This window comes from Streptomyces sp. NPDC104367, assembly GCF_055583825.1.
Genome location: NZ_JBVJND010000048.1, coordinates 26,810 through 47,514, shown reverse-complemented (window position 1 = coordinate 47,514; position 20,705 = coordinate 26,810). Strand labels below are relative to the sequence as shown.

Genomic DNA, 20,705 nt, shown 5'->3' with positions numbered 1-20,705 from the left:
CCGGGGTGTACGTCCACTGGGACGGCTATCCCAGCCATCACCTGCCGCTGTTGCTCGCCGCGTACCAGCACCGGTTCGCCGGCGACACCGAGGCGATGGCCGCCTACCTCATCGACGGCGCGCCCCAGGGCTGGTCCCGCCTCGGCACCGACCTCCTCGACGGCGCCCCCGACGCCCTGCGCGAGCGCCTCGCCGTCGGCCGCGACGAGCCTGGCACGCGCTACCCGGCCCGGCCCACCGAGCCGCCGCTGCTCTACACGGAGCGGACGGCTTCCCGTCTGAACTGGGGATATGTACTGCACCCGCACGGCATCGAAGTGATCAGCGCTCCCGGCGCGGAGCGCGGTCCGCTCGTCGCGTGGAGCACCGACCCCCGCGTCCGGCTCCGCGACACCTCGTGCCTGTGGAAGCCCAGCCAGCCGATCCCGGCCACCACACCACCCCCAGCCACCGCGCGGACCACCGCACCGGCCCCCGCCGCGGCACCGGCACCGCGTACCCGCTCACACTGACCCGCCCGACCCCTCTGGAGACTGATCTGTCCACCCGCGCGGTCATCGCCCGCCCCACCGCCGACGGCTATGCCGGCATGTACGTCCACTTCGACGGCTACCCCGACAGCAAACTCCCGCTGCTGCTGGCCGCCTACCAGCACCGCTTCGCCGGTGACCTGGAGGCGATGGCCCGGCACCTGATCGACGAGGTCCACCACGGCTGGGAGGAACTGGGCACCGACCTCCTCGACGGCACCCCCGCCCCCGTGCGCCTCTCGCTGACCGGGGGCCAGGAGTACCCCAGCCGCCACCTCACCAACGTGTACACCACCGGCGGCGCCCCGGCCGAGCATGAACTCATCACGCAGAACGGCACCGACGGCCTGGACTGGGCCTACGTCTTGCACCCGCACGGCATCGAAGTGATCGCCCTCAGGGCGTGCAACCGCGGTCCCCTCGTCGCATGGGACACCGACCCGCGCAGCGTCATCCTCGCCGATCCGGGCACGTGGCATCCGGACTCCCCGGCCCCGATCGTCCCGCCGCGCTTCATGCCCCACTTGTCCACCACCGTGCCCGTCACCGCGCCGACCCCGAACAGGGCCGTCCGCCGATAGCCCCCGGCAGCCGTGCACCGATCCGCTGCCCGCCTGGAGAACCCTCTGTCCCCGCGCCCCCACTCGAAGATCACCGTGGTCATCGCCACCCAACTCCGCACGGACCGGCTGGCGTTCCTCGTGTCCATGCATGCCAGCCTGTGCCGACAAGGCGTCCCCTGGGAGGCCGTTGTCGCCCTCGACGGCGCCGATCCGGCCCGGCTTCCCGCCGCCCTTGCTGCCGACCCACGCGTCCGCGTCCTCGCCCTTCCGCGCCCGGTCGGTGCAGCATGCTCCCGCAACCTGGCGCTCAACGAGGTACGCACCGAGTACGTCAACTGGGCCGACGACGATGACGAGTTCACCGACGATGCCATCGCGCTGCGACTGCACGCCCTGGAGGAAACCGGGGTGGGCTGGTGCGCCGGATACAGCCAGGATCTCCACGCGGACGGGACCACGACCCTGTGGCGGTGCCCGACGCCGCCGGGCCGGCACGCGGCCGGCGACGTGTGGACGTACTGGAAGACGCCGTCCGACACCATCCCGATCGGGCCGACCACGATCCTCGCGCGCACCGATCTGGTGCGGGCCGCCCCGATGGGCGGCCTGGTCCAGGGCGAGGACTACATGGCCGCGATCGGCGTCACCTGCCTCGCGCCCGGCGTCCTGCTGCCCGTGCCGGTCTACCGCTACCGCAAACACCCAGGCCAGATGACCCGTCAAGAGACCCACGAAGTAATGGAGTCGGCAGCCCGCCGGCATGCGTGGAACTACGGGCGCAGCCTGCGAGCCGCCCTCCGCGTCCCGGCGACGAGCGATGCGGCCGGGGTGGTGTGATGGTCTCCTGCGTCTCCCAGAGCACCCTCGATCACCTGGCCCGGCGTCTGGACGAGCTGGCCGCCGAGTTTCCCACCGGGCCCGAGGCCGTCGACCTGGTGACGCTCGCCGACGACATCGTCATGCTGTCCCACCATCTGCGGCACGCCGTTGAACGTGCCCAGGAACGGTTCACCGCCCCAGCCACGGTCCACGCGCCGGAACGCCTGTTCCTGGTCCGGCTCGCCCGGGCCACCGCGGGCATGGCGCACGCTCTGGACACCCTGGCCGACGCGTTGACCTACGTAACGACCGGCTTCCAGCGCGAGGCGGTACCCGACCTCGCCCTCACACACCTGCGCAACGACTCGCAGGTTCTGCGGATGCTGACGGCCGAGAAGTATGTCGCGGCCCGTGCCCGGCTGCGCAATACCGCCGCCGACCTGCTCACGGCCCCGCCCCCCGCTGGTCCGGCCGCGCCACGCGCCACCCGGCCGCCCGCCGTCGCGCAGCCGCCGCAGCGGGTCCGTCCCTGAACTCCCCTCCCAGGAAAGCCGAGTTGCCGCCGAACCCTCCCGCCCAGATCACCCTCACCACCAGCCGCGCCCTGGGCCTGGTCGCCATCGCGTCCGGCGAGGAGTACCAACAAGCCCACCACGCCCTCCAAGACGCCGGATTCAACCGCCTGCCCAACGGGGTGTTCGCCGCCCCGCTGACCGACCCCGAGGCCACCCGATCCACCGCCAGCGCCCTGGTGCACCACGCCCACCAACACGGCGCCACCATCACCCCCAGTCCCTGGCCCTACCTCGGCGACATCGGAACCGAGATCGCCTCCCGGCTGCCCGGCACGTGGAGCGCGACACTGGAGATCTACAGCCACCCGCTGTCGCAGGAAGACCTCTGGTACGGACTATGGGACGCCGGCGACATATACCGCGCCCTCGTGGAGCACCGCATCCAGTTCGCGTCCGTGCTGAAGAACACCGCCGGCACCGAGCTGCTGCTGATCGAACGTCCCGGTCACCGCAGCGGCTACCTCCTCGGGGCTCTCACCGAGCACGAGAAGGAGGACCCGCACGACGACCCCACCACGCCGCACAGCATCGTGCTGCCCGCCGATCCGGGCCTTGCCGCACACGCCGTCACGTACACGTTCCTGCCCGCCTACCGCCGCGCCCTGCACCACCGGGACCTGAACACCGTCCTGAGAGCACTGGAACGGATCCGTGAAGAACACCAGGCCCTGAAGGCGATCAAGGAATCCGGCCGCTACAGCGACGGCATCCCGCTCAGCGGCACACACCTGGTCGCCGGAATGGAACGGGACTTCGCCGACTGGGCCTGGCTCTCCTTCAGCCAGGTCCTCGAACACGCTCCCGGCCTGCTGACCCGGTGCCGCCCCAGGGCCACCCCGTGGCCCCAGGACGCCGCCGCAATGAGCCGCCTGCGCGAGGCACTCGCCGACAGCGAGGACGCCTGGAACGAGTGGAACGACACGCGGAACGACCTGTACGCAATCCCCAAGGCGCTGCCCGCCCACGAATGGCGCCAGATTCGGGGCCGCCTCGGCCTCGCCGTGCTGCCTGCGATCGAGACCTGGCTTGCCGACGGCGAAACGTTCGAGCGCCAGGTCCGTGCCGCCGTGCCGGGCGGACCGGCAGCCCTGTCCGCGCCCAGCCCGCGGCTGCTCACCGCCCGCCCCACGCCGCCGCCCACGCCCCCAGCCACCCCAGCACGCCGCTGAACGCACGACTGAAGGATTCGTCTCTGTCCGGCCACTTCCGCTTCACCACCCACCCCGAACACCGCTACGTCGCGGAAGCCGGTCCCCAGATCCCCAGCCATCTGGCCGACTGGCCCCTCACCAGCGAGCATTTCGAGCCCATCCCCGGCACCATCGGCCGGTACCATCTCCCCCGTCCCGAACGCGACGGTCTGCGCCGCGCCCGCCAGGCGGTCTGGGATCTGCGCCGTCTTGGCTACCCAGTGGACACCGCCGCCACCCTCACCCCGGCCGGTGCTCCCGGCCCGCCCCACACCGGCGTAACCAACAGCCCGTTGGAACGCCGCACCCGCATCGCGCAGGCCGCGGCCACCCGCTCCCCGCAGACCCACACCGCCCCGGCAGCATCCCTCCCCTTGTCTGTACCGCAGACCGCCTCCGTGCCCGTGGACCGCCGAGCGCGGGCAGCCGGAGGATGGCGGAACCGATGAGCGACGCAGCGATCCGCATCACCCGTGGCCTGGGCGGCGAAGTCGAAGTCGACGGTCCGGTCGACACCTTCGCCGCCAGCGTCCTGGCCCGCGCCGGATTCGACACCTACCCCATGCTGCGCGGCGTCTGGATCCGCCTGCCGTTCGACCGGGGACACCTGTGGGAAAACGAACACGCCACCTGGGCGGCCGAGATGCTCACCGCGGCCCGGTACCGCGTCGACCTCGCCCCCGACCTGCGATCCACCCTGGCCGACGCATCAGCGCCGCCGCGCCGCGCGAAAACCGCTATGACCACGCAGCCCTCGCCCGCCAGCACCACGCGGCGTCCACGTCACTGACCTGGCATCCCGCTCTAGCCAACTCATCTTCCCAGAACGGACCTTCCGCCATACCCCGCTCGACCGCACCCGCCTGGAACTGCCACGACGATGCCTGCCCGGTCTGCACTGCGCCGCAGCGCGACGAGATGACCCTGATGCGCTGCGCCATCCTCACGCTGCTGGAACACGGCCGCTGGATGGCCGCCGACAACATCCCCCTGCGCGAGATCTTGTCCTCCGCCAGCAGCGGTTACCTGACCGGCTTTCCCGGCGATGACGTCCCGGCGCCCGCCGCCGAGCACTTGTCCTGGCTCGACGCCGAGCTGCGCCTGACCGTCGCCCGCGCCGCCGGACTGGACGCCGTCAGCACCCTCGACCCGCGCATCAACCGCGTCCTTGCCGCCGCCGCCCGCCGCACCTCGCGGCGCCAGATCGACCTCCTCGACCGCGCCGCCGCGCAGTTCACCGAACTCCACACACACCCCCGCACCGCCTGAATCCACCGGCACCCCACACCACCACCCTCACAAGGAGGATCCCCCGTACATGGCCGTTGTTGGTACACCCAGCTATCGGAACGTGCGGAAAGGCGAGTCAGGTAGCTGCGGGGCGGTGAGGCCCGCCCTGGAGCATGTCGGCAGTCAGTGCCCATCGTTCGTGGTCCAGCCACGCACCGTTGATGTGCTGGAAGCTCCGGGCCCGCCTCGCCTTCGCCCAACACCCCACCGCTTTCCCGCCACCACCGATAGGAGACCCGCCTTGCCCGAAGCACCAGCAGAGCCGTTCATGCCGATCCGGCACACCATCACCGGCGAGATCACCACCACCGGCTACAACGCCGCCGCCCGGCGGATCCTGCTCCAGTCCGGCTTCGAAGAGACGCCAGGCTGCGCCTGCCGGGCGACGGAACCCGGTACGGAGCAGGCGCACGGGCCTGCTCGGCGGCCAGCGAGCTGCTCGTCGCCGGCCATCCCGTGCACCTGGACCGAGCCCTCGGTCGGCCGGTGAGCGCCGACGGTACGCCCCGGTTGGCCCGGTCGCCGATGTCGGCACAGTCCGTGATCCGCCCCGAGAGCGGCCAGCCTCTCCAGCGCATCGCCAACCCCGCCCGCACCCGCACCCGCACCCGCACCTGTTGAAGGATCCTCGTTTTGGCCACACCCGGAACGCCTACCAGTCCAGCGCGCACCAAGGGCGGCGAACTACGGGCCAAGGTGGCCCGACTGCTGGCCGACCGGCCGGCGGACACGCTCACCATCGGGGACATGGCCAGGCAGCTGGGCCACTCCCACGGCGCCGTCCGCAACGCCGCCCTCACCCTGGTGCGACGCGGCGAGGCCGACCAAGGCGGAACCGGACAACCCGAGTTCCGCGCGAACGCGAAAACCGCCGCAGCCGCGCAGACCGCTGTGATCAGCCCACCGGGCACCCACTCTCCCCGCGCCCAGGCAGCCACGGCCCGCACGACCATTCCCGCAGCAGCCACGCCCCGGCAGACCGGCCCGATCCGCCGCGCGGGAGGCCAGGTCTACCACCCCCGGGAGCTGGCCGATCTGCCCGACGTCGAGGCGTTGAATCGCTTGCGCGACGCCGACGTGCCGGTGCTGCTCTACGGCCCTCCGGGCACCGGCAAGACGAGTCTGGTCGAGGCGGCGTTCGAGGACCTGCTCACCGTCGCCGGTGACGGCGACACCACGGTCGGCGACCTGATCGGCGAGTACACACAGGACGACGCGGGAGCCTACGTCTTCCAGTACGGGCCGCTGGTCACCGCGATGACCGAGGGCCGCGCCCTGCTGATCGACGACGCCACCTTGATCTCACCGAAGGTCCTGGCGGCGTTGTATCCCGCGATGGACGGGCGCAGGCAGATCCAGGTCAAGGCCCACAAGGGCGAGACCATCAAGGCCGAGCCGGGCTTCTACGTGGTGGCGGGCCACAATCCCGGCGTCCACGGGGCGGTTTTGACGGAGGCGCTCGCGAGCCGGTTCAGCGTGCAGATCCAGATCGGCACGGACTATGACCTCGCCCTGGCGCTGAGGGTCGATGCCCGGGTGGTCCGGGTCGCCCGGCACCTCTCCCGCCAAGTCGAACTCGGCGAGCTGGGCTGGGCCCCCCAACTGCGAGAGCTGCTCAGCTACCAGAAAACCGAGGCCGTCCTCGGCACCAAGGCCGCGCTCGCGAACCTGGTCGGCATCGCCCCTGTGGAGGATCGCGACGCCGTCGCCGCTGCCGTCATCAAGGCTGCCGGCGTCAAGGAGGTCGCTCCCCTCACCCTCGGCAAGCAGCTTTCCGCCTCGGCCGTCCGGCAGCCCCCGGGGAGCACCGGCTCCGCGCACCGGGGCCGCTCGCGATGAGCGCCCACCACCACGTCCAGTCTCCCGCCACCACGCCGGACGACGACGCCGACCTCGCGCGATGGGACGACGACGGCGCCCCGCCCGCGCAACCCCGTTCCTCCCCGCACTTGTGGCTGCGCGTGGGAGCCGAACTCGGCGATCGGCTGGTCGCCCTCTCCGGCCGCCAGGACCTCCTCGTCACCTGCCGCCCCGGCACGCGCAGCGGCGCACCGGCCGCGTTCTTCCCCACTCTGGGCGAGGTCGAGTTCGACGCCGGCCTGTTCGCCCCGCTTGAGCCCCACGAGATCCATCCGCGGATCGTGGGCGACGAGGAGCGGTATCCCGCCGCCTGGGGCGTGTTCGTCCACGAGGCCGCGCACGCGGCCCACTCCGTCTGGACGGCGCCTGCCGGAGCGGACCCCCGTGTCGTCGAGGCCGCGCTCCTGCTGGAGGAGAGCCGTGTCGAAGGCGCACACCTGAACCGGCGGCCCACGGACCGTACATACCTGCGCACCAGTGCCCGAACCCTGGTCATGCCCGACATCGCCCACCCCACCACCCTCCAGGGGATCGAGCACGCTGCCGCCGTTGCGGCCCTGGTCCTCGGCCGCCGTGACGTCGGCATCCTGGACGCCGGCGAGAGCAGGGCCGTCGCCGATCTGTGTGAAAAGGTGCTGGGCGCAGACCTGCTGGCCACACTCACCCGCATCTGGACCGCAGCCCACCAGTGCGCCGACCACGACGCCACGACCATGCTCGCGCACGCGAAAGAATGGTGCGACGCTCTGGACACCGCGGCCCCCGCCCTGCCCGTGCCGGAGAACCTCACCGATCTGCTGTCCGGCGCCGTGGGGGTCGTTATGGACAGCACGGCAGCCACCGACGCCGCCGACCTCGCGGCACAGGACGCAGCGACCAACGCCATGGCCGCGCAGTCCAAGGCGCAGGCTCAGGACCGCGTCCAGCGGGCCGGCCAGCGACGCAAAGCCGCCGCCACCGCCAAGTCGGTCTTCAACGCCCGTGGCACCACCGTCGCCCGCGACGGCACACCGGCGCCCTACGGCAACCCGGTCACCGGCACCCGCAGGCCCACCGCCGCCGAGCAGAGTGCCGCCGCGCGCCTGAGCCGCGCCCTGCGTGCCGCCGCCTACCGCGAGCGGACCGAGGAGCGGACCACCAGCCCCACCCCGCCAGGCCGCCTCAACATGCGCGCGGCCCTCGCCCGCGACGCTCAGCGCGCGGCCGGGTCGGTCCCCACCGCGGAACCGTTCACCCACACCCGCCGCCGGAACTCCCCCACCCCACCGCTGCGTGTGGGTATCGCCGTCGACGTCTCCGGCTCCATGAGTGCCGCCTGCGCGCCCGTCGCGTCCGCTGCCTGGATCGTGGCACGCGCAGCAGCCCTGACCGACCCCGACTCCCTTACCGCCACCATCGCCTACGACACGCATCTGACCGCATTGACCCGACCCACCCACCGGGCACCGGAGCGCGTGACGACGTTCGGTGCCAACGGCAGTAGTCACAACCTCGCCAACGCCCTGGACGCGCTCGACCACGGCCTCGAACTCAGCCGCCCCGGCGCCGGCCGCCTCCTCGTGATCGTCACCGACGCCATCTACACCCCCGACGAGACCGCTCAAGCCGTCACCCGCGTCAAGCAGCTCACGACCGCCGGCTGCGCCGTACTCCAACTCACCCTCACCGCGAACTCCCACCACTTGCCGGGGACCACCTTGCTGCACCTGCCCCAGCCCTCCAGCGCCCCCGCCGCCATCGCCACGGCGGCCACAGACGCCATCCGCAGGACACGCTGACAACACAGAAGACAGAAAGCAGGAACAACCACGTGGCAATCCGTAAGACCTGGACCATAATTCACGTATGCGGACACGAAGTTTCGCATGATCTTTCCGGCCGTCCGGCCGACCGGCGCGCCTCCTTCGCCCGCTGGCTGCAGGAACGTGACTGCTCTGCCTGCTGGAAGGCCGCCCGTGACGAGGACGGCGCCGGCAAGGAGGAGTGGCTGGCCGCCAAGCGCGCCGAGGAGCAGCGGGCCGCCGCCGAGTGGACCGCGCAGTTCGACATGGCGCCACTCGAAGGACCCGAGAGAGCCCTCGCCTGGGGTGAACGCTCCCGCCACCAGCTCGTCACCGCGGCCTACCGCGCGCTGGTGACCGAGGGCAGCTGGGACGAGACCGACTGGGCCGTCCTGGAGAACACGATCCGCACCCTCACACGCGCCGGATGGTGGATCGACCAGAGGGATGCCGAGGCCACTGACCTGCCCGAACTCCTGGACGCCGCCACATCCGACGACATCGGAACCGAGAACCCGTTCCGGTAGAGGCGAGTCCTTATACCCGACGATCCCCGGTTACCGAAACCGGGGATTCTCCGGAGTCTTGTTCCTCCCACCGCCTGTCTGCACCTGCTCGTGGAAGGAACTCCCTGCTGTGCCCGACGCCGTCTCCCGTCCCCTCCATGCCCCTGGTGACATCGTCACGCCCGAACGGGACATCACCCACCAGCACTTCCGGCCCGGCGACGAGGTCGTGATCCTCAAGGGCGCCTCCGGCCACGACCTGTGGGGGGACGTCTACCGGGTCGTCGCGCCCTCGTGGCACACGCCGACCGACGAGGACGGGTGGCGGCTGTTCGACCCGGCCGGCGGGGCGCGCACCTATGTCACCGCGCACCCGCGTTACCTCGTTCATCGCTCCCGCCGCTGCGCCGACTGCCTCATCTACCGGCAGGCGCTGCGGACTTACCTCCTGCCGCGCCTCGCCAGCGCCGACGGGGCCGTCGACTGCGGCTGGTACGCGCTCACGCCCCTCAACCAGGTGGTGCACGCCGCCGATGCCCGAGGCGGGCGATGACCCCCGCCTGTGCCCCGGAGCGCACCGCGGCGTTGGCGCGTGCGGCGTCGATCGCCGTCGAGACGGTCACCGAAACCCAGTGGCATGTGCGGCTGGCGGAGGCCCTGCGTGATCTGGACGCGACCTGGCAGGAGTCGGCCGAGGTGTGCGCCGACGTCGCCTGGCAGGCCCGCGCCACCGGGAACAGCGCGCTCATCCTGCTCACCGCCGAGCACGTCACCGCCCACGGCCCCGGCCCGATCGTGGCGCGGACGTACCGGCACCTCTACCTGAGCGCCCTGCGCTACGACTTCCGGTGCCGCTCCATCGAATCCCTTCTGAGCCAGTTCCCGTTGAGCGTGCTCGACGCGGACCCGTACAGCTGGGCGCTGTATGCCTTCGCGCGCCTGGGCCAGTTCCGCTCGGACGGTCTGGCCGTGATCGAGAAGATCCTCGCCGCTACCTCGGATCACCCCGCGACGCTGCACGTCCTGCTGCACGGGGTGTGGCTGGGCGGCCTGCTGCCCGGCCGCGCGGACACGCTGCTCGCCCTCGTGGACCGACTGCCCGACCGCGGCGACAGTGATCCGATCGCGCAGTTCCGCAAGGCGTCGGCACTGCGCGCGCTGGGCCACTACCCCCAGTCACACGCGGCCATCGATCGTGCCCTGGAACTCCTGCCGCCGGGACAGCCGGCCGTCCACGCGGACCTGGTGCGCGAACACACCCTGATCACCGCCGCATTCAACCTGACCCCACTCGCCCCTCAGGGCAGGAAGCCCGGCTCCCGATGATCATCCATATCCGTCCGCGCGACTCCATGGCCTCCGGGCCGCTCGCCGAGGCCCTCGGCCAACCGGTCAGCGACCACGAGGGACTGACCGAGTACACAGTGGTCGCCCACTGGCCGGGGCTGGACCATTGCACGCCCAACGACGAGCAGAAGACGTGGACATCCGCCGAGTGGGCCGACCGCCTGGACGACCCCAGCAGATGGCACGCGTTCGCCGTCAGTCCGCAGGACGACCGTCGCGCCATCTGGCACGCGGACATCCGCCTGCACCCCGCCGACCGCGTGCTCGCCGGTCCGGAGTGGTCCGAGATCGCCCACCGGCTCGCCCGCATAGCGGCTATCCAGCGGCCGGGGGACGACCGGGGCTGCCGCTGGATCGCCCTCCAGGCGCAGCCCGGCCGCCTCGACCTGCTCGCCAACCTCATCCGCGCGGACGGCACCTGGACCACACAGCACCACCGGCTGCCCGCGCTCCTGGCTGTCGAGTGCCGGCGCATCGAGGCCGAACTCGGGCTCCGCGCTCCCCAGGACGGCGGCCCGGATCCCGGGCAGAGCGCCCGGTTCGCACAGCGCGCCACCGCAGCGGTCAACCGTCCTTCGCCCGGCGCCCTGGACGCCACCGCACAACTCGGCGGACTGCTGCGACAGCTCACCGACGAGAACACCGGGCCACTCGCGACCGTGCGCGGCCTCGTCGAGCACACGGCCCACCGTCTCGGCCGCCTCCCGCACACCTACGGCCCGGCCGCGAGACACCAACTGGAGCTGATTGCCCGCCGCTTGCACGGCATCCAGCAGGACCTCGACGCCACCGCCGCCACGCTGCCCACCACGGCCCGGACGGCCACCAGCCCCGTCATCGCGCCCGCAGCGCCGGCCCCGGCCAACGGCCGCCGCTGACCCCACACCCTCTAGTTTCTTCCGAGGAGACCATGCACGACCCCACCCCCGACACCGGCCTCGGCTCCTTCGCCGCCGTCCTCGCTGGCGAACTTCCCGGCGCCTGGACCAGCACGTACCACCCGGACCGCGGCAGCGCGACCGGCCACGGCGCCCTCACCGACCAGGTGTGGGACATGAACGAGGTCGCCGACACCCTGGCCCGGCGCGGCGTGGACCACTGCGCCGTACTGACCCGCGAGGACGGCACCCGCCTGTTCGTCGCGAAGCGTCCGGGGCCCGGCGAGGGCTACCTGATCGCCGCCATGGCCCCCGCCGACGCACCGGCCGAAGCCTTCCGTGGCGTCCGCGAGCCTGACGGCATCGCGGTGGCCGCCGATCCGTTCAGCGCCGCCGAGGACATCCACTACGACCTTCTCCCCCGCTACGACAAGGCCCTGGCCCAGGTCCACGCCAATGCCGCCCGCCTCACGGGGCCATCGTCCGCCGAGCCGGAACCCTTGGCGATGACTTGGTCGGACGACACGCTTGTCGTCGAGCAGCCCGACCGCGACGACATCACCGGGGCCCTGACCGAGGCCGGCTTCGCCCTCGACACCGCACGCGGCGTGTTCGTCCTGTCCGGCGACGACTCCGCCCGCCAGGCCGCGTCCGTACGAGCGGCCGGCCACCGCCTGTCCCAGCTCGGCGTCAGCGTCGTCCTGCGCCATCCGCCCGCCCGGCCCGCCCTCGGCACGGCCGCGACCATGCCGCCGAACCCGCCGGTGACAGCCCCGCACCACAGCCGCTGACCCGATCCCCTGTGCCCCTCCCGACGCCCTACGTCCTGGCGGCACCCGGCTACCTCGCCGGTGGCAACGACTGGGAGCACCTGACCGACTGGCTGCTGCGCGGCCACGGCTGGCGCGACGCATCCACGATCGACTACCACACCCTCCTGGCCAGCCCCGACGGCTACCAGCACGTCGGCCTCGACCGCCGGGGCACCTGGACCTGGTACCTGCACACCACCCGCGCAGACGGGCGGCACTGGACCGCAACCCTCGGCGCCCATCTCCCCGTCGAGTACGTCACCGCCCTCGTGGAGACCATGCTGCGGCCCGATACTCGCCACCGCCCCGACACCCTCCGTCCCCTGTACGCCGCCGGCTGGACCAGGGACACCGAAGCCGACGCGATCGCGGCAGTGTCACCGGACGGACTGGTCCGCTTCACCCAGGAGAACGCGGCCGGTCCATCGCCGCACGCGTGGCACGCGGCCTGCACGGTCGACGGATACACCTGGTGGACCGCCGCCTTCACCGCCCACACCCCGCCCCGGCTCGTCGCCGCGTTCACCCGCAGCCTCGCCAGTCCCGACCCGCTGCCGCGGATGGCCATCGGGATACCGATGTACCGCTGCGGGCCCCACACCCGCCGTACCCAGACCGCTTTCGGCTGGGACGACGAACAAGCGCTGCTCGAAGCACGGATCGCTGAGGCTCGCCGCCACCGCCTCTCCAGCACACCGGCCTCCAGGTTGCCGCCCTCGACCGTCCGCCCCAACGCCGCCCGCATGCGCTGACCGCCCCCTCACCGCCCTCCGCTCGTCACTCTCACCCCGGGAGCCTCACGTCCCTCGCACACCAGGTCGCACTCCTGCGCCCATCACCGCTGAGCGCCCGCCCCGCCTGGCCGTGGTCCTCTTCCGCCGCTACCTGCGCGCCGTCACCCCCAGCCCCCGCGCCCGGGCCCATCTGCTGGCCGGCGGGCACCCCGAGGCCGCCCTCGACGAAGCCCGCCGCCGGGACGTGGACTTTCTCATCGACAGCGACCGCAGTCGCCACCACATCTAGCCGTCTGACCCGGCCCGTTCAGGAGGCCCATGACCGCCCCTCCGTCCCACCCCGTACGCCTCGCCGAGGACATCGCCAGCCTGCTCAAGACCCTCAACGACCAGCTCGCCCAGGCCACCCCACGCCAAGCGGCCGAGATCCTCGGCACGGTCCTCACCTACGACGACGGCGTCCTGGCCCTGGTGACCGACCTGATCGCCACCGGATCCCGCTTCGCCCAAGGGCAGGCACACCGGGGCTCGCTCCCGCCCGAGGTGTGGCTCGCGATGGGCCGCTGCGCCAACGAACTGGGGCACATCAGCGCGGAACTCGACGGGCACACCGACGCCCTCAAGCAGCTCGGGACGCCGTCCGCAGCCGGCACCACGCCGGCGAAGCCTGTCCCCTCCGCCATGATCGTCAGGAGGAGCCACTGAGCAGGAAGCAGCAGTGGACAGGCTGGGGCGCCGGTCAGCAGGCCCAGCAGCACTACCTCGTCGAACCCCGCCATCTGGCCGGCGGCGGCGACGTGCGCCACGTGACCGAGTACCTGCGCGCCTCCGGCTGGAAGGACAAGTCCAAGGCCGGTGGACCTCTCGTCTTCGACAGCCCGGACAAGTCCGTGAGCATCGGATACGACCCGTTCACCCAGCCCGGCGGCTGGGCCATCCGCGGAAAACAGACCGCGCACCAGGAAGCGTGGCATGCCACCTTCGGCCGGCAGACGCCTGTCGAGATCGTCGCCGGTCTCACCGACGCCCTGTTCGCCGAGCGCACGGCGCACGCACCCAACGTGTGGGAACCCCTGCTGCAACAAGGCTGGGAGACTGAGCAAGGTCGGCACTTCACCGCCCGCAGCCCGGACGGCGACGCCTTCGTCCGCTTCCACCAGTCCGGTCCCGGACAGGCACACTGGTGGGCCGGTGCCCGTAACGAACACGGCCTGGTGTGGGAGGCGATGTTCACGCCGACCACGCCGATGCAGCTGGTCCAGGCGTTCAGCACGGCACTCTGCGACCCGGAGCCGGTGATGCGGCCCCTCGGCCACATTCCGCCCTCCCAGCGGATCCGCACCACCTCGGTGTCCGTCCTGCCGTCCCAGCTCGGCGCGTGGCAGCAGGCGAGGATCACCGCCGCCCGAGCCGCCACATGGGCCCGTCACTCCTTCGCCACCAACCGGTCCCGCACCCCGCCCGGAGCGCGCCCGTACGCCGGGCAGTCAGGCCGAACCCGGTGAACCCGCCAACGCTCCATGGGGAAACAGCCACGCCCGGACGCGTGCGCTCCTGCCCTGGCACCGCCACGGTCGGCGCCCAGTTCGGCCATGCGTTGCCCGCACTCGTACAAGGCCCAGACCGTATGCCCCTCAACCAGCAGGCGGGAAGGTCCGCCACTTGTCGGTGACCGAGCGGCAACTCGCCGCCTTCCAACGCGACCACGAGTCGCATTTCCTCCACGTCACCAGCCCCCGGTATCTCGCCGGTCCCGGCGATGCCCGCCACATCACCCATGCTCTGCTCGCCGCCGGCTGGAGCGTCACCTCCGACCCGGCCTGCCCGGAGACCCGGCTCACCAGCCCGGACCACTCGGCCCGCCTGGAAGTGGCGAGCCAATCCACGCGGAGCCGCTGGTGGCACGTGACCGCCAAGCCACCCCAATCCACCACCTGGTCCGCCTCGTTCAGTCGGCAGGTCCCGGCCGAGATCCTCGCCGGACTCACCGACACGCTCCTGACACCCACCCCCGTGCCCTTCGAGGCGCCCGACCCGTGGGACTTCTTCCACGAGATTGGCTGGAGCGTCACCCAGAGCGAGAACGGCACCGGGCACGAAGCTCTCTCGCCGGATCGGCGGGTGGTCGTCGAACACAGCCGGCCCGACGACATCGAGTTCGCCTCCTTCACCTGGCGCATCCGCGTGAAGAAGTACCCCGCGGCCGACGGCGAGAGCGCTCTTGACGGGCCTGCGGTGTGGGACGGCTGGTTCGACCAGCACACGCCCGCGCACGCCGTCGCCGGTTTCATCACCGCTTTGACTAGCACCGAACCGCTCCTTCGCGGTTGGGGTCAGCACGGCTGGCCGTTCGGCGTCCACCACGAGCGGACCCACCGCACCGGCAGTGTCATCGCCGACGCCCACCAGCAGCGCATCAAGGATATCCAGGCCCGCATCCGCGCCGCCCGCCGCCGACGTCCGGTTGCCGCCCCCACCTCGGCCGCCCCCATCCCGGCCTCGGTGCCGACGGCGGCGCGCCCCCGATGAGCAAGGAAAACCTCTCCCTGACCTCCCCTCCTTCCTGCCCGAGCGTCCTCCATCAACAGCGCCTCGACCAGCTCGCCGCGTTCGTGCACACCAGCGAGCAGATCCTCGACGCCTGGGACGCCTACTCCGACCAGCACACCGACCCCGACTGCCAGCCCTACGACGACGAGTCCTACGGACGGCGCGCAGCACGGCGAGACGCCGACACCTGGGAGGCTGCCGCCCTCATCCGTCCCTTCGCCCGCGAACTGGTCTCCACCGCCGCCGTCCAGCTCCAGCACCTGCCCGCCCGTATGGTCCAGCCAGCCTGGCCGTGGCATCTGACCGCGGCCAACGACGCCCTCAACCAGCTCGACGCCATCGAGGCCGAGGTCAGCGCCCGCCTCGATGGCCTGCCGCCATCCGACGGGCCGGGGACGGCGGCGTACGACGACCTAGTCGCCGCCCGCAACGCCGAGGCGTGGCACGCGCTGAACGAGCTCGCCCTGCACACCCCGGCGATCCTCGCCATCCATGCCACTGCCCAAGCCGCCCCGCCCCGCCTGGAGGCCGTCGCGCCCCGACCCGCGCCGACGGTGTCCGCGAGCCCGGCACCGGCGGCCTGGAGGTGAAGCGGATGCGTTTCCTGCCGCACGACGCGGTGGACGAGGTCCTCGTCTCCCCGCCCTGCCTGGCCGGCAGCGGGGACCCGCGCTGGATCACCGCAGCCCTCCACCAAGCCGACGGATGGCGCTACGACCACCTGCCGCTTTCCCCGTACGTCCACCTGGTCCGACGCGACCAGCGGGCCGAACTGAGCCTGTATCCGGACCCGGACGAGCCGTGGTGGACGATGCTCCACGCCGCCACCGGCGAACACCCCGCCTGGTACGCGCGGTTCACAGCCCGGATCCCGGTGGAGATCCTCGCCGCGTTCACCGACGCCCTCACCGACCCCGCCACCACATCGGTGGAGGGGAACGATCCCTTCGAGATCCTGTACACAGCCGGCTGGCTGGAGCACTCCGACCTCGCCGCTTCGTCCCCCGACGGCCTCCAGCATGCCGAACGCGCCGACCACGGTCCGTGGCCGGGCAGCTGGTTCATCACCACGACCCTGCCCGGCGACCCCGACACGGTGATCTGGCGCGCCCACCTCAGCGGCGACACCCCACTGCCCCTGGTCACCGCCCTCGCACGCGCCCTCACCAACACCACGGCGCTGCGCCGCGACCCGGCCACGCTTCCCCTCTTCGTACGCCCCCACCTGCAGACCGTCCCCGCACCGCCGCACCCGGACACCGGGCTGGATCCGCTGGAACAGCGCGTCCAAGACCTCGCCGCCCGACGCTCCCGTCCGGCCCCGGCCGTGTCGCCGCACCGGCGTGAGCCCCCACCGCGCCGTACGCGCTGACCCGGCCCCGTGCCTTATCTCCTTCTGGACTCCTGCCCTTGCCCAACACCTCGCCCTCCTCCAGCAACGACGGCTACGACGTCGCCTTCAAGGTCCTCCTCGGCGCCCTCGCCATCGCCGTCCCCCTGGCCAACCTCGCCTGGCTGTGCGGCAACCTCACCGCCCGGATCACCGCCTCAGCCCCCTGGGCGCCGTACCAGCCGGTCCAGGCCCTGCTCCATCCTGCCCGGCTGTGGCCCCAGGCCGGACAGGCGTCCCTGCTCTGGGCCACCCGCATCATCCCCGTTGCCGTACTGACCGCGCTCGCGCTGACCGCCGCTGTCGTCTGGTCGCGGCACAAGAACGCCGGCGGCGGGCAAAAGAAGGTCGCCGCCATGGCGAAGCCGAAGGACATCGAGCCGCTGATGGCCAAGGCGATCACCTCCAAGGCGCGCTCATTGCGGCCAAGCCTGAAAAATGCCAAGCACATCGCCCCGGCCGACACCGGCATTCTCCTCGGCAACCTGCAAGGGACCCGGCACGAGGTCCGGATGGGATACGAGGACGTCGCCGTGGCGATCATGGCGCCGCGCAGCGGAAAGACCACCTCGCTGGCGATCCCGTCCATCCTGGCGGCCCCCGGTGCGGTCTTGCTGACCTCGAACAAGGCCGCCGGTGACGCCTACACCGCCACTCTCGACGCCCGCGCCACGGTGGGACGGGTGTGGTCGATGGACCCGCAGCAGATCGCCCACGCCGCCCGGCAGATGTGGTGGAACCCGCTCGCGGATGCCACCACCCTCGACGGGGCCGGGCGGCTGGCCGGGCACTTCCTGGCCGCCTCGGTGGATGCCTCCCAGCAGGGCGACTTCTGGTCCAAGGCCGGATCCAACATCCTCTCCCAGCTGTTCCTCGCCGCCGCACTCGACGAGCGGCCCATCACCGACGTCATGACCTGGCTGGCCTTCCCAGCCGACCGCACCCCGCTGGACATCCTGCGCGATCATTCCTTCACCGCTGTCGCCTCCCAGCTCAAGGGCACGGTCGAGGGCCCGCCGGAAACGAGGGACGGCATCTACGAGACCGCCCGCCAGTACGCCGCCGCCCTCCTCAACAGCGAGATCGCCGCCTGGGTGACGCCTCAGAAGAACGTGGCGGAATTCAAGCCATGCGAGTTCGTCACCTCGAAGGACACGCTGTATCTGCTGTCGAAGGACGGCGGTGGCGGCGCCTCGGCTCTCATCGCCGCGTGCGCCGACGCCGTCATGCGGGCGGCGACCACCCAGGCCGAACGCTCCGGCGGACGCCTCGACCCGCCGATGCTCGCGATCCTCGACGAGGCCGCCAACGTCTGCAAGATCAGCGACCTGCCAGACCTCTACTCCCACCTGGGCAGCCGCGGCATCATCCCCATCACGATCCTGCAGAGCTACCGGCAGGGCCAGAAGGTGTGGGGCGACGCCGGCATGGACGCCATGTGGAGCGCCTCCACGATCAAGGTCATCGGCTCCGGAATCGACGACCCCGACTTCGCCGACAAGCTCAGCCGTCTCATCGGCGACCACGACGTCGAGACCACCTCCACCTCAACCTCCGACTCCGGCACGTCCACCTCCGTGTCGATGCGGCAGGAGCGCATCCTGGCCGCCGACGCCATCCGCGCCCTGCCCAAGGGCACCGCCCTCTGCTTCGCCACCGGCATGCGCGCCGCCATGCTCGACCTGCGCCCCTGGTACCTCGAACCCGGCGCGAGCGAACTCTCAGCCGCCTCCGCCCACGCGTCCAAGGCCATCACCGAACGCGCCGTCGCCAAGGCCGCTCCGTCACAAGACGACTTCGGCCAGGCCGCATGAGCCCTGACGTCCCCTTCCCGCGCACCCCTGACGAAACCCGATCCGGCATGCCCCACCACGAACAAGCCCCCGTCGAACTCAATCCCCCCACTCACCAGGCCATCACGCTGCTCGCCCGTGCCTGGAGCACCACACCGCAAGGCGTCTTCCACCGCCTCCTCGCCCACTTCGAACACTCCACGACCGAACAGGCTGACGCCCGGCGTGCCCATGCCGCACTGGCCACACCGCCACCACCGGCAATTCCCGTCTATGCCCGGTACGCCAACACCCGCATCGACGCCCTCTTCGACCCGGCCACCGCCAACGTCACGGTCCCCCACGGCCCGGGACAGGGCACCTACAAGAGTCCCAGTGGCCCGTCGGCAGCCATGATCCGCGCTCTGCGGCCGGACATCGCGTCGGCGAACCGGACCGGCTGGTCGTTCTGGCGTATGGCCGCCTCCGGCCAGCCCCTGTCCGCCCTGCGCACCCCGGCACGCATCAACCTCTACCCGACCACCACGCCCGCGCTCCCGCCAACCGGGTCGGCGCAGACGGCCCGCCACTGACCCCGGACCACTCAGCTCACTCGCAGAGGCCCCCATCCACACCTACGGCCCGCCGACCTCGACGACTTGAAGCAGCCGTACGAAGCTGTGGATGCCGTGATCGCCGACCTGCGCGACCATCGCATCACCGGTGACGGGAACGGCCTGTTCACCGCCACCCGGCACATCGGCCTGCTCTGCCACCTGGCCGCCCGTATGGCCGCGGACGTCGAATACCAGCTCGCTCCAGGCATCGCCGGTTTCCCTCTGGCCGCGGTCCTGGGAGGGACGACCGCGCATCTGGGGCGGGCCATCGCGCACTACACCCAGGCCCTTACCCCGCTCGTCGCCCTCGCCCATCGCGGCCCACAGGCCACGCTCCAGAATCAGCACGACACGATCGGCCCCCGCGGTCGCCTTCGCGTCCACCTCGACGACGCCGGCCAGGCCCTGGCCGCGGCCCGTGCCAGCCTCGGCACGCCCCGCCGTCCCACACCACCACCGAGCACGACCACCGCAGTGGCCGCACCGACCCCGGCCGTACGGCGCCACTCATGACCGCAGATGCGGCCCCCACCGCCCTTGACGATCTCCCCACGATGACAACACCTTCCGATGCCCCCCTGTTCGACGTAGACGTGCCCGTGTCACTGACGCCCGTGGAACGGCTGCTGACGCTCGCCGACCTCTACACCCATCACAACGACCTGCTCGACACCCTGCTCTCCGGCAGTCCCCCTCAACCCGCCCCGGACTCCTACGCCGCCTCTGCCCGGCGGCTGGAGCGCGAGGCCCTCGCCGGCATCAAGGCAGTCCGCCAGCAGCCCCTGCCCGCCATCGACTCGATCAAGAGCGCCGTCGTGCGGCTGAAGCAACTCGCCCACCTGACCAGTGGAGCCACCCGCTACCTCACCGCCGCACAGCACATCCCGGCCCCGGACGAGGCACAGCGCCACCGCCTGAACCCCCGGCACGGAGTCGGCCAGTACGTGCAGCTGGCCCGCGAACTCACGGCGCTCGCGCCCTTGACCGTCATCGACTCCGCGATGGTCATCGCGGGCAGACTCCCGAGCAGGGCTCACAGCACCACCACCGTGCCCGGCATGACCTGGACGCGTCGCGAGGCGCTGCTCGAAGTCGGCCGCGGCCACATCGCCGTCACCAGACGCAACGGGGACCGGTTCGTCTACCACCACGGAACGTCTGTGGACGCCGACCTGCTGGGCCAGCTGGAAGCTAACGGCCTGGTCTTCCACGAGTCCGCGTCCGCGGCCCCCTTCTTGCCGGGCGGCCCACCGCGCGACCGCGCGCGGCTCACCGGTCTCGGAATCTCCGCCCTCAGCACCGCCATCACATCCCCACCGCCCCTCAGCAAGCCGGTAGCCAGCCCGGCCGCGGCCAGCACTGCGGCCCGCGCACACCGCTGACAGTGTCGCCCGCCGCCTGTCGGCGCCAGTCTGCTGCCTCGTTCACGCAAGGAATACCTGATTTCCTCCTCTCCCCCGTCTATACGCATCTCGCTGGGCGCCGGCATTC

At 71.6% G+C, this 20,705-nt stretch carries 26 protein-coding genes; all 26 read left to right on the top strand.

The features are described 5' to 3' along the window. Positions 1-5 precede the first annotated feature (5 nt). The 26 genes from ACZ619_RS41855 to ACZ619_RS41730 all read left to right on the top strand — a co-directional run bounded on the left by ACZ619_RS41855 (position 6) and on the right by ACZ619_RS41730 (position 20,596). Positions 6-512 carry a hypothetical protein gene (locus ACZ619_RS41855; protein ID WP_469610931.1) on the top strand — a complete coding sequence of 169 codons (507 nt, stop codon included), beginning with the start codon at positions 6-8 and terminating at the stop codon, positions 510-512. Then, positions 404-1,111 carry a hypothetical protein gene (locus tag ACZ619_RS41850; protein ID WP_469610929.1) on the top strand — a complete coding sequence of 236 codons (708 nt, stop codon included), beginning with the start codon at positions 404-406 and terminating at the stop codon, positions 1,109-1,111. The genes ACZ619_RS41855 and ACZ619_RS41850 overlap by 109 nt, the downstream gene beginning before the upstream one ends. A 75-nt stretch (positions 1,112-1,186) precedes the next feature. After that, complete coding sequence (locus ACZ619_RS41845) at positions 1,187-1,930, top strand: glycosyltransferase (RefSeq protein WP_469610973.1); 744 nt, start codon at positions 1,187-1,189, stop codon at positions 1,928-1,930. Further along, on the top strand, positions 1,930-2,445 hold the full coding sequence (locus tag ACZ619_RS41840) for a hypothetical protein (RefSeq protein WP_469610928.1): 516 nt from the start codon (positions 1,930-1,932) through the stop codon (positions 2,443-2,445). Before ACZ619_RS41845 ends, ACZ619_RS41840 begins: the two co-directional genes overlap by 1 nt. A 23-nt stretch (positions 2,446-2,468) precedes the next feature. Further along, positions 2,469-3,656 (top strand): hypothetical protein, encoded by a 1,188-nt coding sequence (locus ACZ619_RS41835; protein WP_469610926.1) that lies wholly within the window; start codon positions 2,469-2,471, stop codon positions 3,654-3,656. A 466-nt stretch (positions 3,657-4,122) separates the two neighbouring features. After that, the gene (locus ACZ619_RS41830) at positions 4,123-4,467 is read left to right on the top strand and encodes a hypothetical protein (protein WP_469610924.1); all 345 of its coding nucleotides are present in this window, start codon (positions 4,123-4,125) and stop codon (positions 4,465-4,467) included. Between the two features lie 128 nt (positions 4,468-4,595). Continuing rightward, on the top strand, positions 4,596-4,946 hold the full coding sequence (locus ACZ619_RS41825; RefSeq protein ID WP_469610922.1) for a hypothetical protein: 351 nt from the start codon (positions 4,596-4,598) through the stop codon (positions 4,944-4,946). A 289-nt stretch (positions 4,947-5,235) separates the two neighbouring features. Next, positions 5,236-5,457 carry a hypothetical protein gene (locus ACZ619_RS41820; protein ID WP_469610971.1) on the top strand — a complete coding sequence of 74 codons (222 nt, stop codon included), beginning with the start codon at positions 5,236-5,238 and terminating at the stop codon, positions 5,455-5,457. Between the two features lie 206 nt (positions 5,458-5,663). Continuing rightward, positions 5,664-6,806: an AAA family ATPase gene (locus ACZ619_RS41815; protein WP_469610969.1), complete on the top strand. Its 1,143-nt coding sequence runs from the start codon at positions 5,664-5,666 to the stop codon at positions 6,804-6,806. Further along, the gene (locus ACZ619_RS41810) at positions 6,803-8,605 is read left to right on the top strand and encodes a hypothetical protein (RefSeq protein ID WP_469610920.1); all 1,803 of its coding nucleotides are present in this window, start codon (positions 6,803-6,805) and stop codon (positions 8,603-8,605) included. The genes ACZ619_RS41815 and ACZ619_RS41810 overlap by 4 nt, the downstream gene beginning before the upstream one ends. Positions 8,606-8,637: 32 nt before the next feature. Continuing rightward, a complete protein-coding gene (locus tag ACZ619_RS41805) occupies positions 8,638-9,135 on the top strand; it encodes a hypothetical protein (protein ID WP_469610919.1) in 498 nt (165 codons plus the stop codon). Between the two features lie 109 nt (positions 9,136-9,244). After that, positions 9,245-9,667 carry a hypothetical protein gene (locus ACZ619_RS41800; RefSeq protein ID WP_469610917.1) on the top strand — a complete coding sequence of 141 codons (423 nt, stop codon included), beginning with the start codon at positions 9,245-9,247 and terminating at the stop codon, positions 9,665-9,667. Beyond that, a complete protein-coding gene (locus tag ACZ619_RS41795) occupies positions 9,664-10,440 on the top strand; it encodes a hypothetical protein (RefSeq protein ID WP_469610915.1) in 777 nt (258 codons plus the stop codon). Before ACZ619_RS41800 ends, ACZ619_RS41795 begins: the two co-directional genes overlap by 4 nt. Further along, complete coding sequence (locus ACZ619_RS41790) at positions 10,437-11,339, top strand: hypothetical protein (RefSeq protein WP_469610913.1); 903 nt, start codon at positions 10,437-10,439, stop codon at positions 11,337-11,339. The genes ACZ619_RS41795 and ACZ619_RS41790 overlap by 4 nt, the downstream gene beginning before the upstream one ends. A 32-nt stretch (positions 11,340-11,371) precedes the next feature. Beyond that, positions 11,372-12,130 (top strand): hypothetical protein, encoded by a 759-nt coding sequence (locus tag ACZ619_RS41785; protein ID WP_469610911.1) that lies wholly within the window; start codon positions 11,372-11,374, stop codon positions 12,128-12,130. A gap of 11 nt (positions 12,131-12,141) precedes the next feature. Next, positions 12,142-12,903 carry an SPDY domain-containing protein gene (locus ACZ619_RS41780; RefSeq protein ID WP_469610909.1) on the top strand — a complete coding sequence of 254 codons (762 nt, stop codon included), beginning with the start codon at positions 12,142-12,144 and terminating at the stop codon, positions 12,901-12,903. Positions 12,904-13,015: 112 nt separating this feature from the next. Continuing rightward, the gene (locus ACZ619_RS41775; RefSeq protein WP_469610908.1) at positions 13,016-13,174 is read left to right on the top strand and encodes a hypothetical protein; all 159 of its coding nucleotides are present in this window, start codon (positions 13,016-13,018) and stop codon (positions 13,172-13,174) included. A gap of 29 nt (positions 13,175-13,203) precedes the next feature. Further along, positions 13,204-13,590, top strand: a complete 387-nt coding sequence (locus ACZ619_RS41770) for a hypothetical protein (RefSeq protein WP_469610906.1) — start codon at positions 13,204-13,206, stop codon at positions 13,588-13,590. Then, positions 13,587-14,390, top strand: a complete 804-nt coding sequence (locus ACZ619_RS41765; RefSeq protein WP_469610967.1) for an SPDY domain-containing protein — start codon at positions 13,587-13,589, stop codon at positions 14,388-14,390. The genes ACZ619_RS41770 and ACZ619_RS41765 overlap by 4 nt, the downstream gene beginning before the upstream one ends. A gap of 163 nt (positions 14,391-14,553) precedes the next feature. Beyond that, complete coding sequence (locus tag ACZ619_RS41760; protein WP_469610965.1) at positions 14,554-15,414, top strand: SPDY domain-containing protein; 861 nt, start codon at positions 14,554-14,556, stop codon at positions 15,412-15,414. Further along, a complete protein-coding gene (locus ACZ619_RS41755) occupies positions 15,411-16,025 on the top strand; it encodes a hypothetical protein (protein ID WP_469610904.1) in 615 nt (204 codons plus the stop codon). Before ACZ619_RS41760 ends, ACZ619_RS41755 begins: the two co-directional genes overlap by 4 nt. A 5-nt stretch (positions 16,026-16,030) precedes the next feature. After that, positions 16,031-16,807 carry an SPDY domain-containing protein gene (locus tag ACZ619_RS41750; protein WP_469610902.1) on the top strand — a complete coding sequence of 259 codons (777 nt, stop codon included), beginning with the start codon at positions 16,031-16,033 and terminating at the stop codon, positions 16,805-16,807. A gap of 32 nt (positions 16,808-16,839) precedes the next feature. Beyond that, entirely contained in the window at positions 16,840-18,639 is a 1,800-nt protein-coding gene (locus ACZ619_RS41745) for a type IV secretory system conjugative DNA transfer family protein (protein WP_469610963.1), read from the top strand. A gap of 47 nt (positions 18,640-18,686) precedes the next feature. Then, positions 18,687-19,190, top strand: coding sequence for a hypothetical protein (locus tag ACZ619_RS41740; protein WP_469610900.1), 504 nt, complete (start codon positions 18,687-18,689; stop codon positions 19,188-19,190). Between the two features lie 66 nt (positions 19,191-19,256). Beyond that, complete coding sequence (locus tag ACZ619_RS41735) at positions 19,257-19,727, top strand: hypothetical protein (protein ID WP_469610898.1); 471 nt, start codon at positions 19,257-19,259, stop codon at positions 19,725-19,727. Between the two features lie 86 nt (positions 19,728-19,813). Continuing rightward, positions 19,814-20,596 carry a hypothetical protein gene (locus tag ACZ619_RS41730; protein ID WP_469610896.1) on the top strand — a complete coding sequence of 261 codons (783 nt, stop codon included), beginning with the start codon at positions 19,814-19,816 and terminating at the stop codon, positions 20,594-20,596. Positions 20,597-20,705 lie beyond the last annotated feature (109 nt).

Bases quoted from the DNA above. Each gene is read 5' to 3' on its own strand.
- ACZ619_RS41750 (WP_469610902.1), top strand. From the start codon at position 16,031: ATGCGTTTCCTGCCGCACGACGCGGTGGACGAGGTCCTCGTCTCCCCG.
- ACZ619_RS41820 (WP_469610971.1), top strand. From the start codon at position 5,236: ATGCCGATCCGGCACACCATCACCGGCGAGATCACCACCACCGGCTAC.
- ACZ619_RS41830 (WP_469610924.1), top strand. From the start codon at position 4,123: ATGAGCGACGCAGCGATCCGCATCACCCGTGGCCTGGGCGGCGAAGTC.
- ACZ619_RS41755 (WP_469610904.1), top strand. From the start codon at position 15,411: ATGAGCAAGGAAAACCTCTCCCTGACCTCCCCTCCTTCCTGCCCGAGC.
- ACZ619_RS41825 (WP_469610922.1), top strand. From the start codon at position 4,596: ATGACCCTGATGCGCTGCGCCATCCTCACGCTGCTGGAACACGGCCGC.
- ACZ619_RS41795 (WP_469610915.1), top strand. From the start codon at position 9,664: ATGACCCCCGCCTGTGCCCCGGAGCGCACCGCGGCGTTGGCGCGTGCG.
- ACZ619_RS41840 (WP_469610928.1), top strand. From the start codon at position 1,930: ATGGTCTCCTGCGTCTCCCAGAGCACCCTCGATCACCTGGCCCGGCGT.
- ACZ619_RS41785 (WP_469610911.1), top strand. From the start codon at position 11,372: ATGCACGACCCCACCCCCGACACCGGCCTCGGCTCCTTCGCCGCCGTC.
- ACZ619_RS41810 (WP_469610920.1), top strand. From the start codon at position 6,803: ATGAGCGCCCACCACCACGTCCAGTCTCCCGCCACCACGCCGGACGAC.
- ACZ619_RS41740 (WP_469610900.1), top strand. From the start codon at position 18,687: ATGCCCCACCACGAACAAGCCCCCGTCGAACTCAATCCCCCCACTCAC.
- ACZ619_RS41790 (WP_469610913.1), top strand. From the start codon at position 10,437: ATGATCATCCATATCCGTCCGCGCGACTCCATGGCCTCCGGGCCGCTC.
- ACZ619_RS41770 (WP_469610906.1), top strand. From the start codon at position 13,204: ATGACCGCCCCTCCGTCCCACCCCGTACGCCTCGCCGAGGACATCGCC.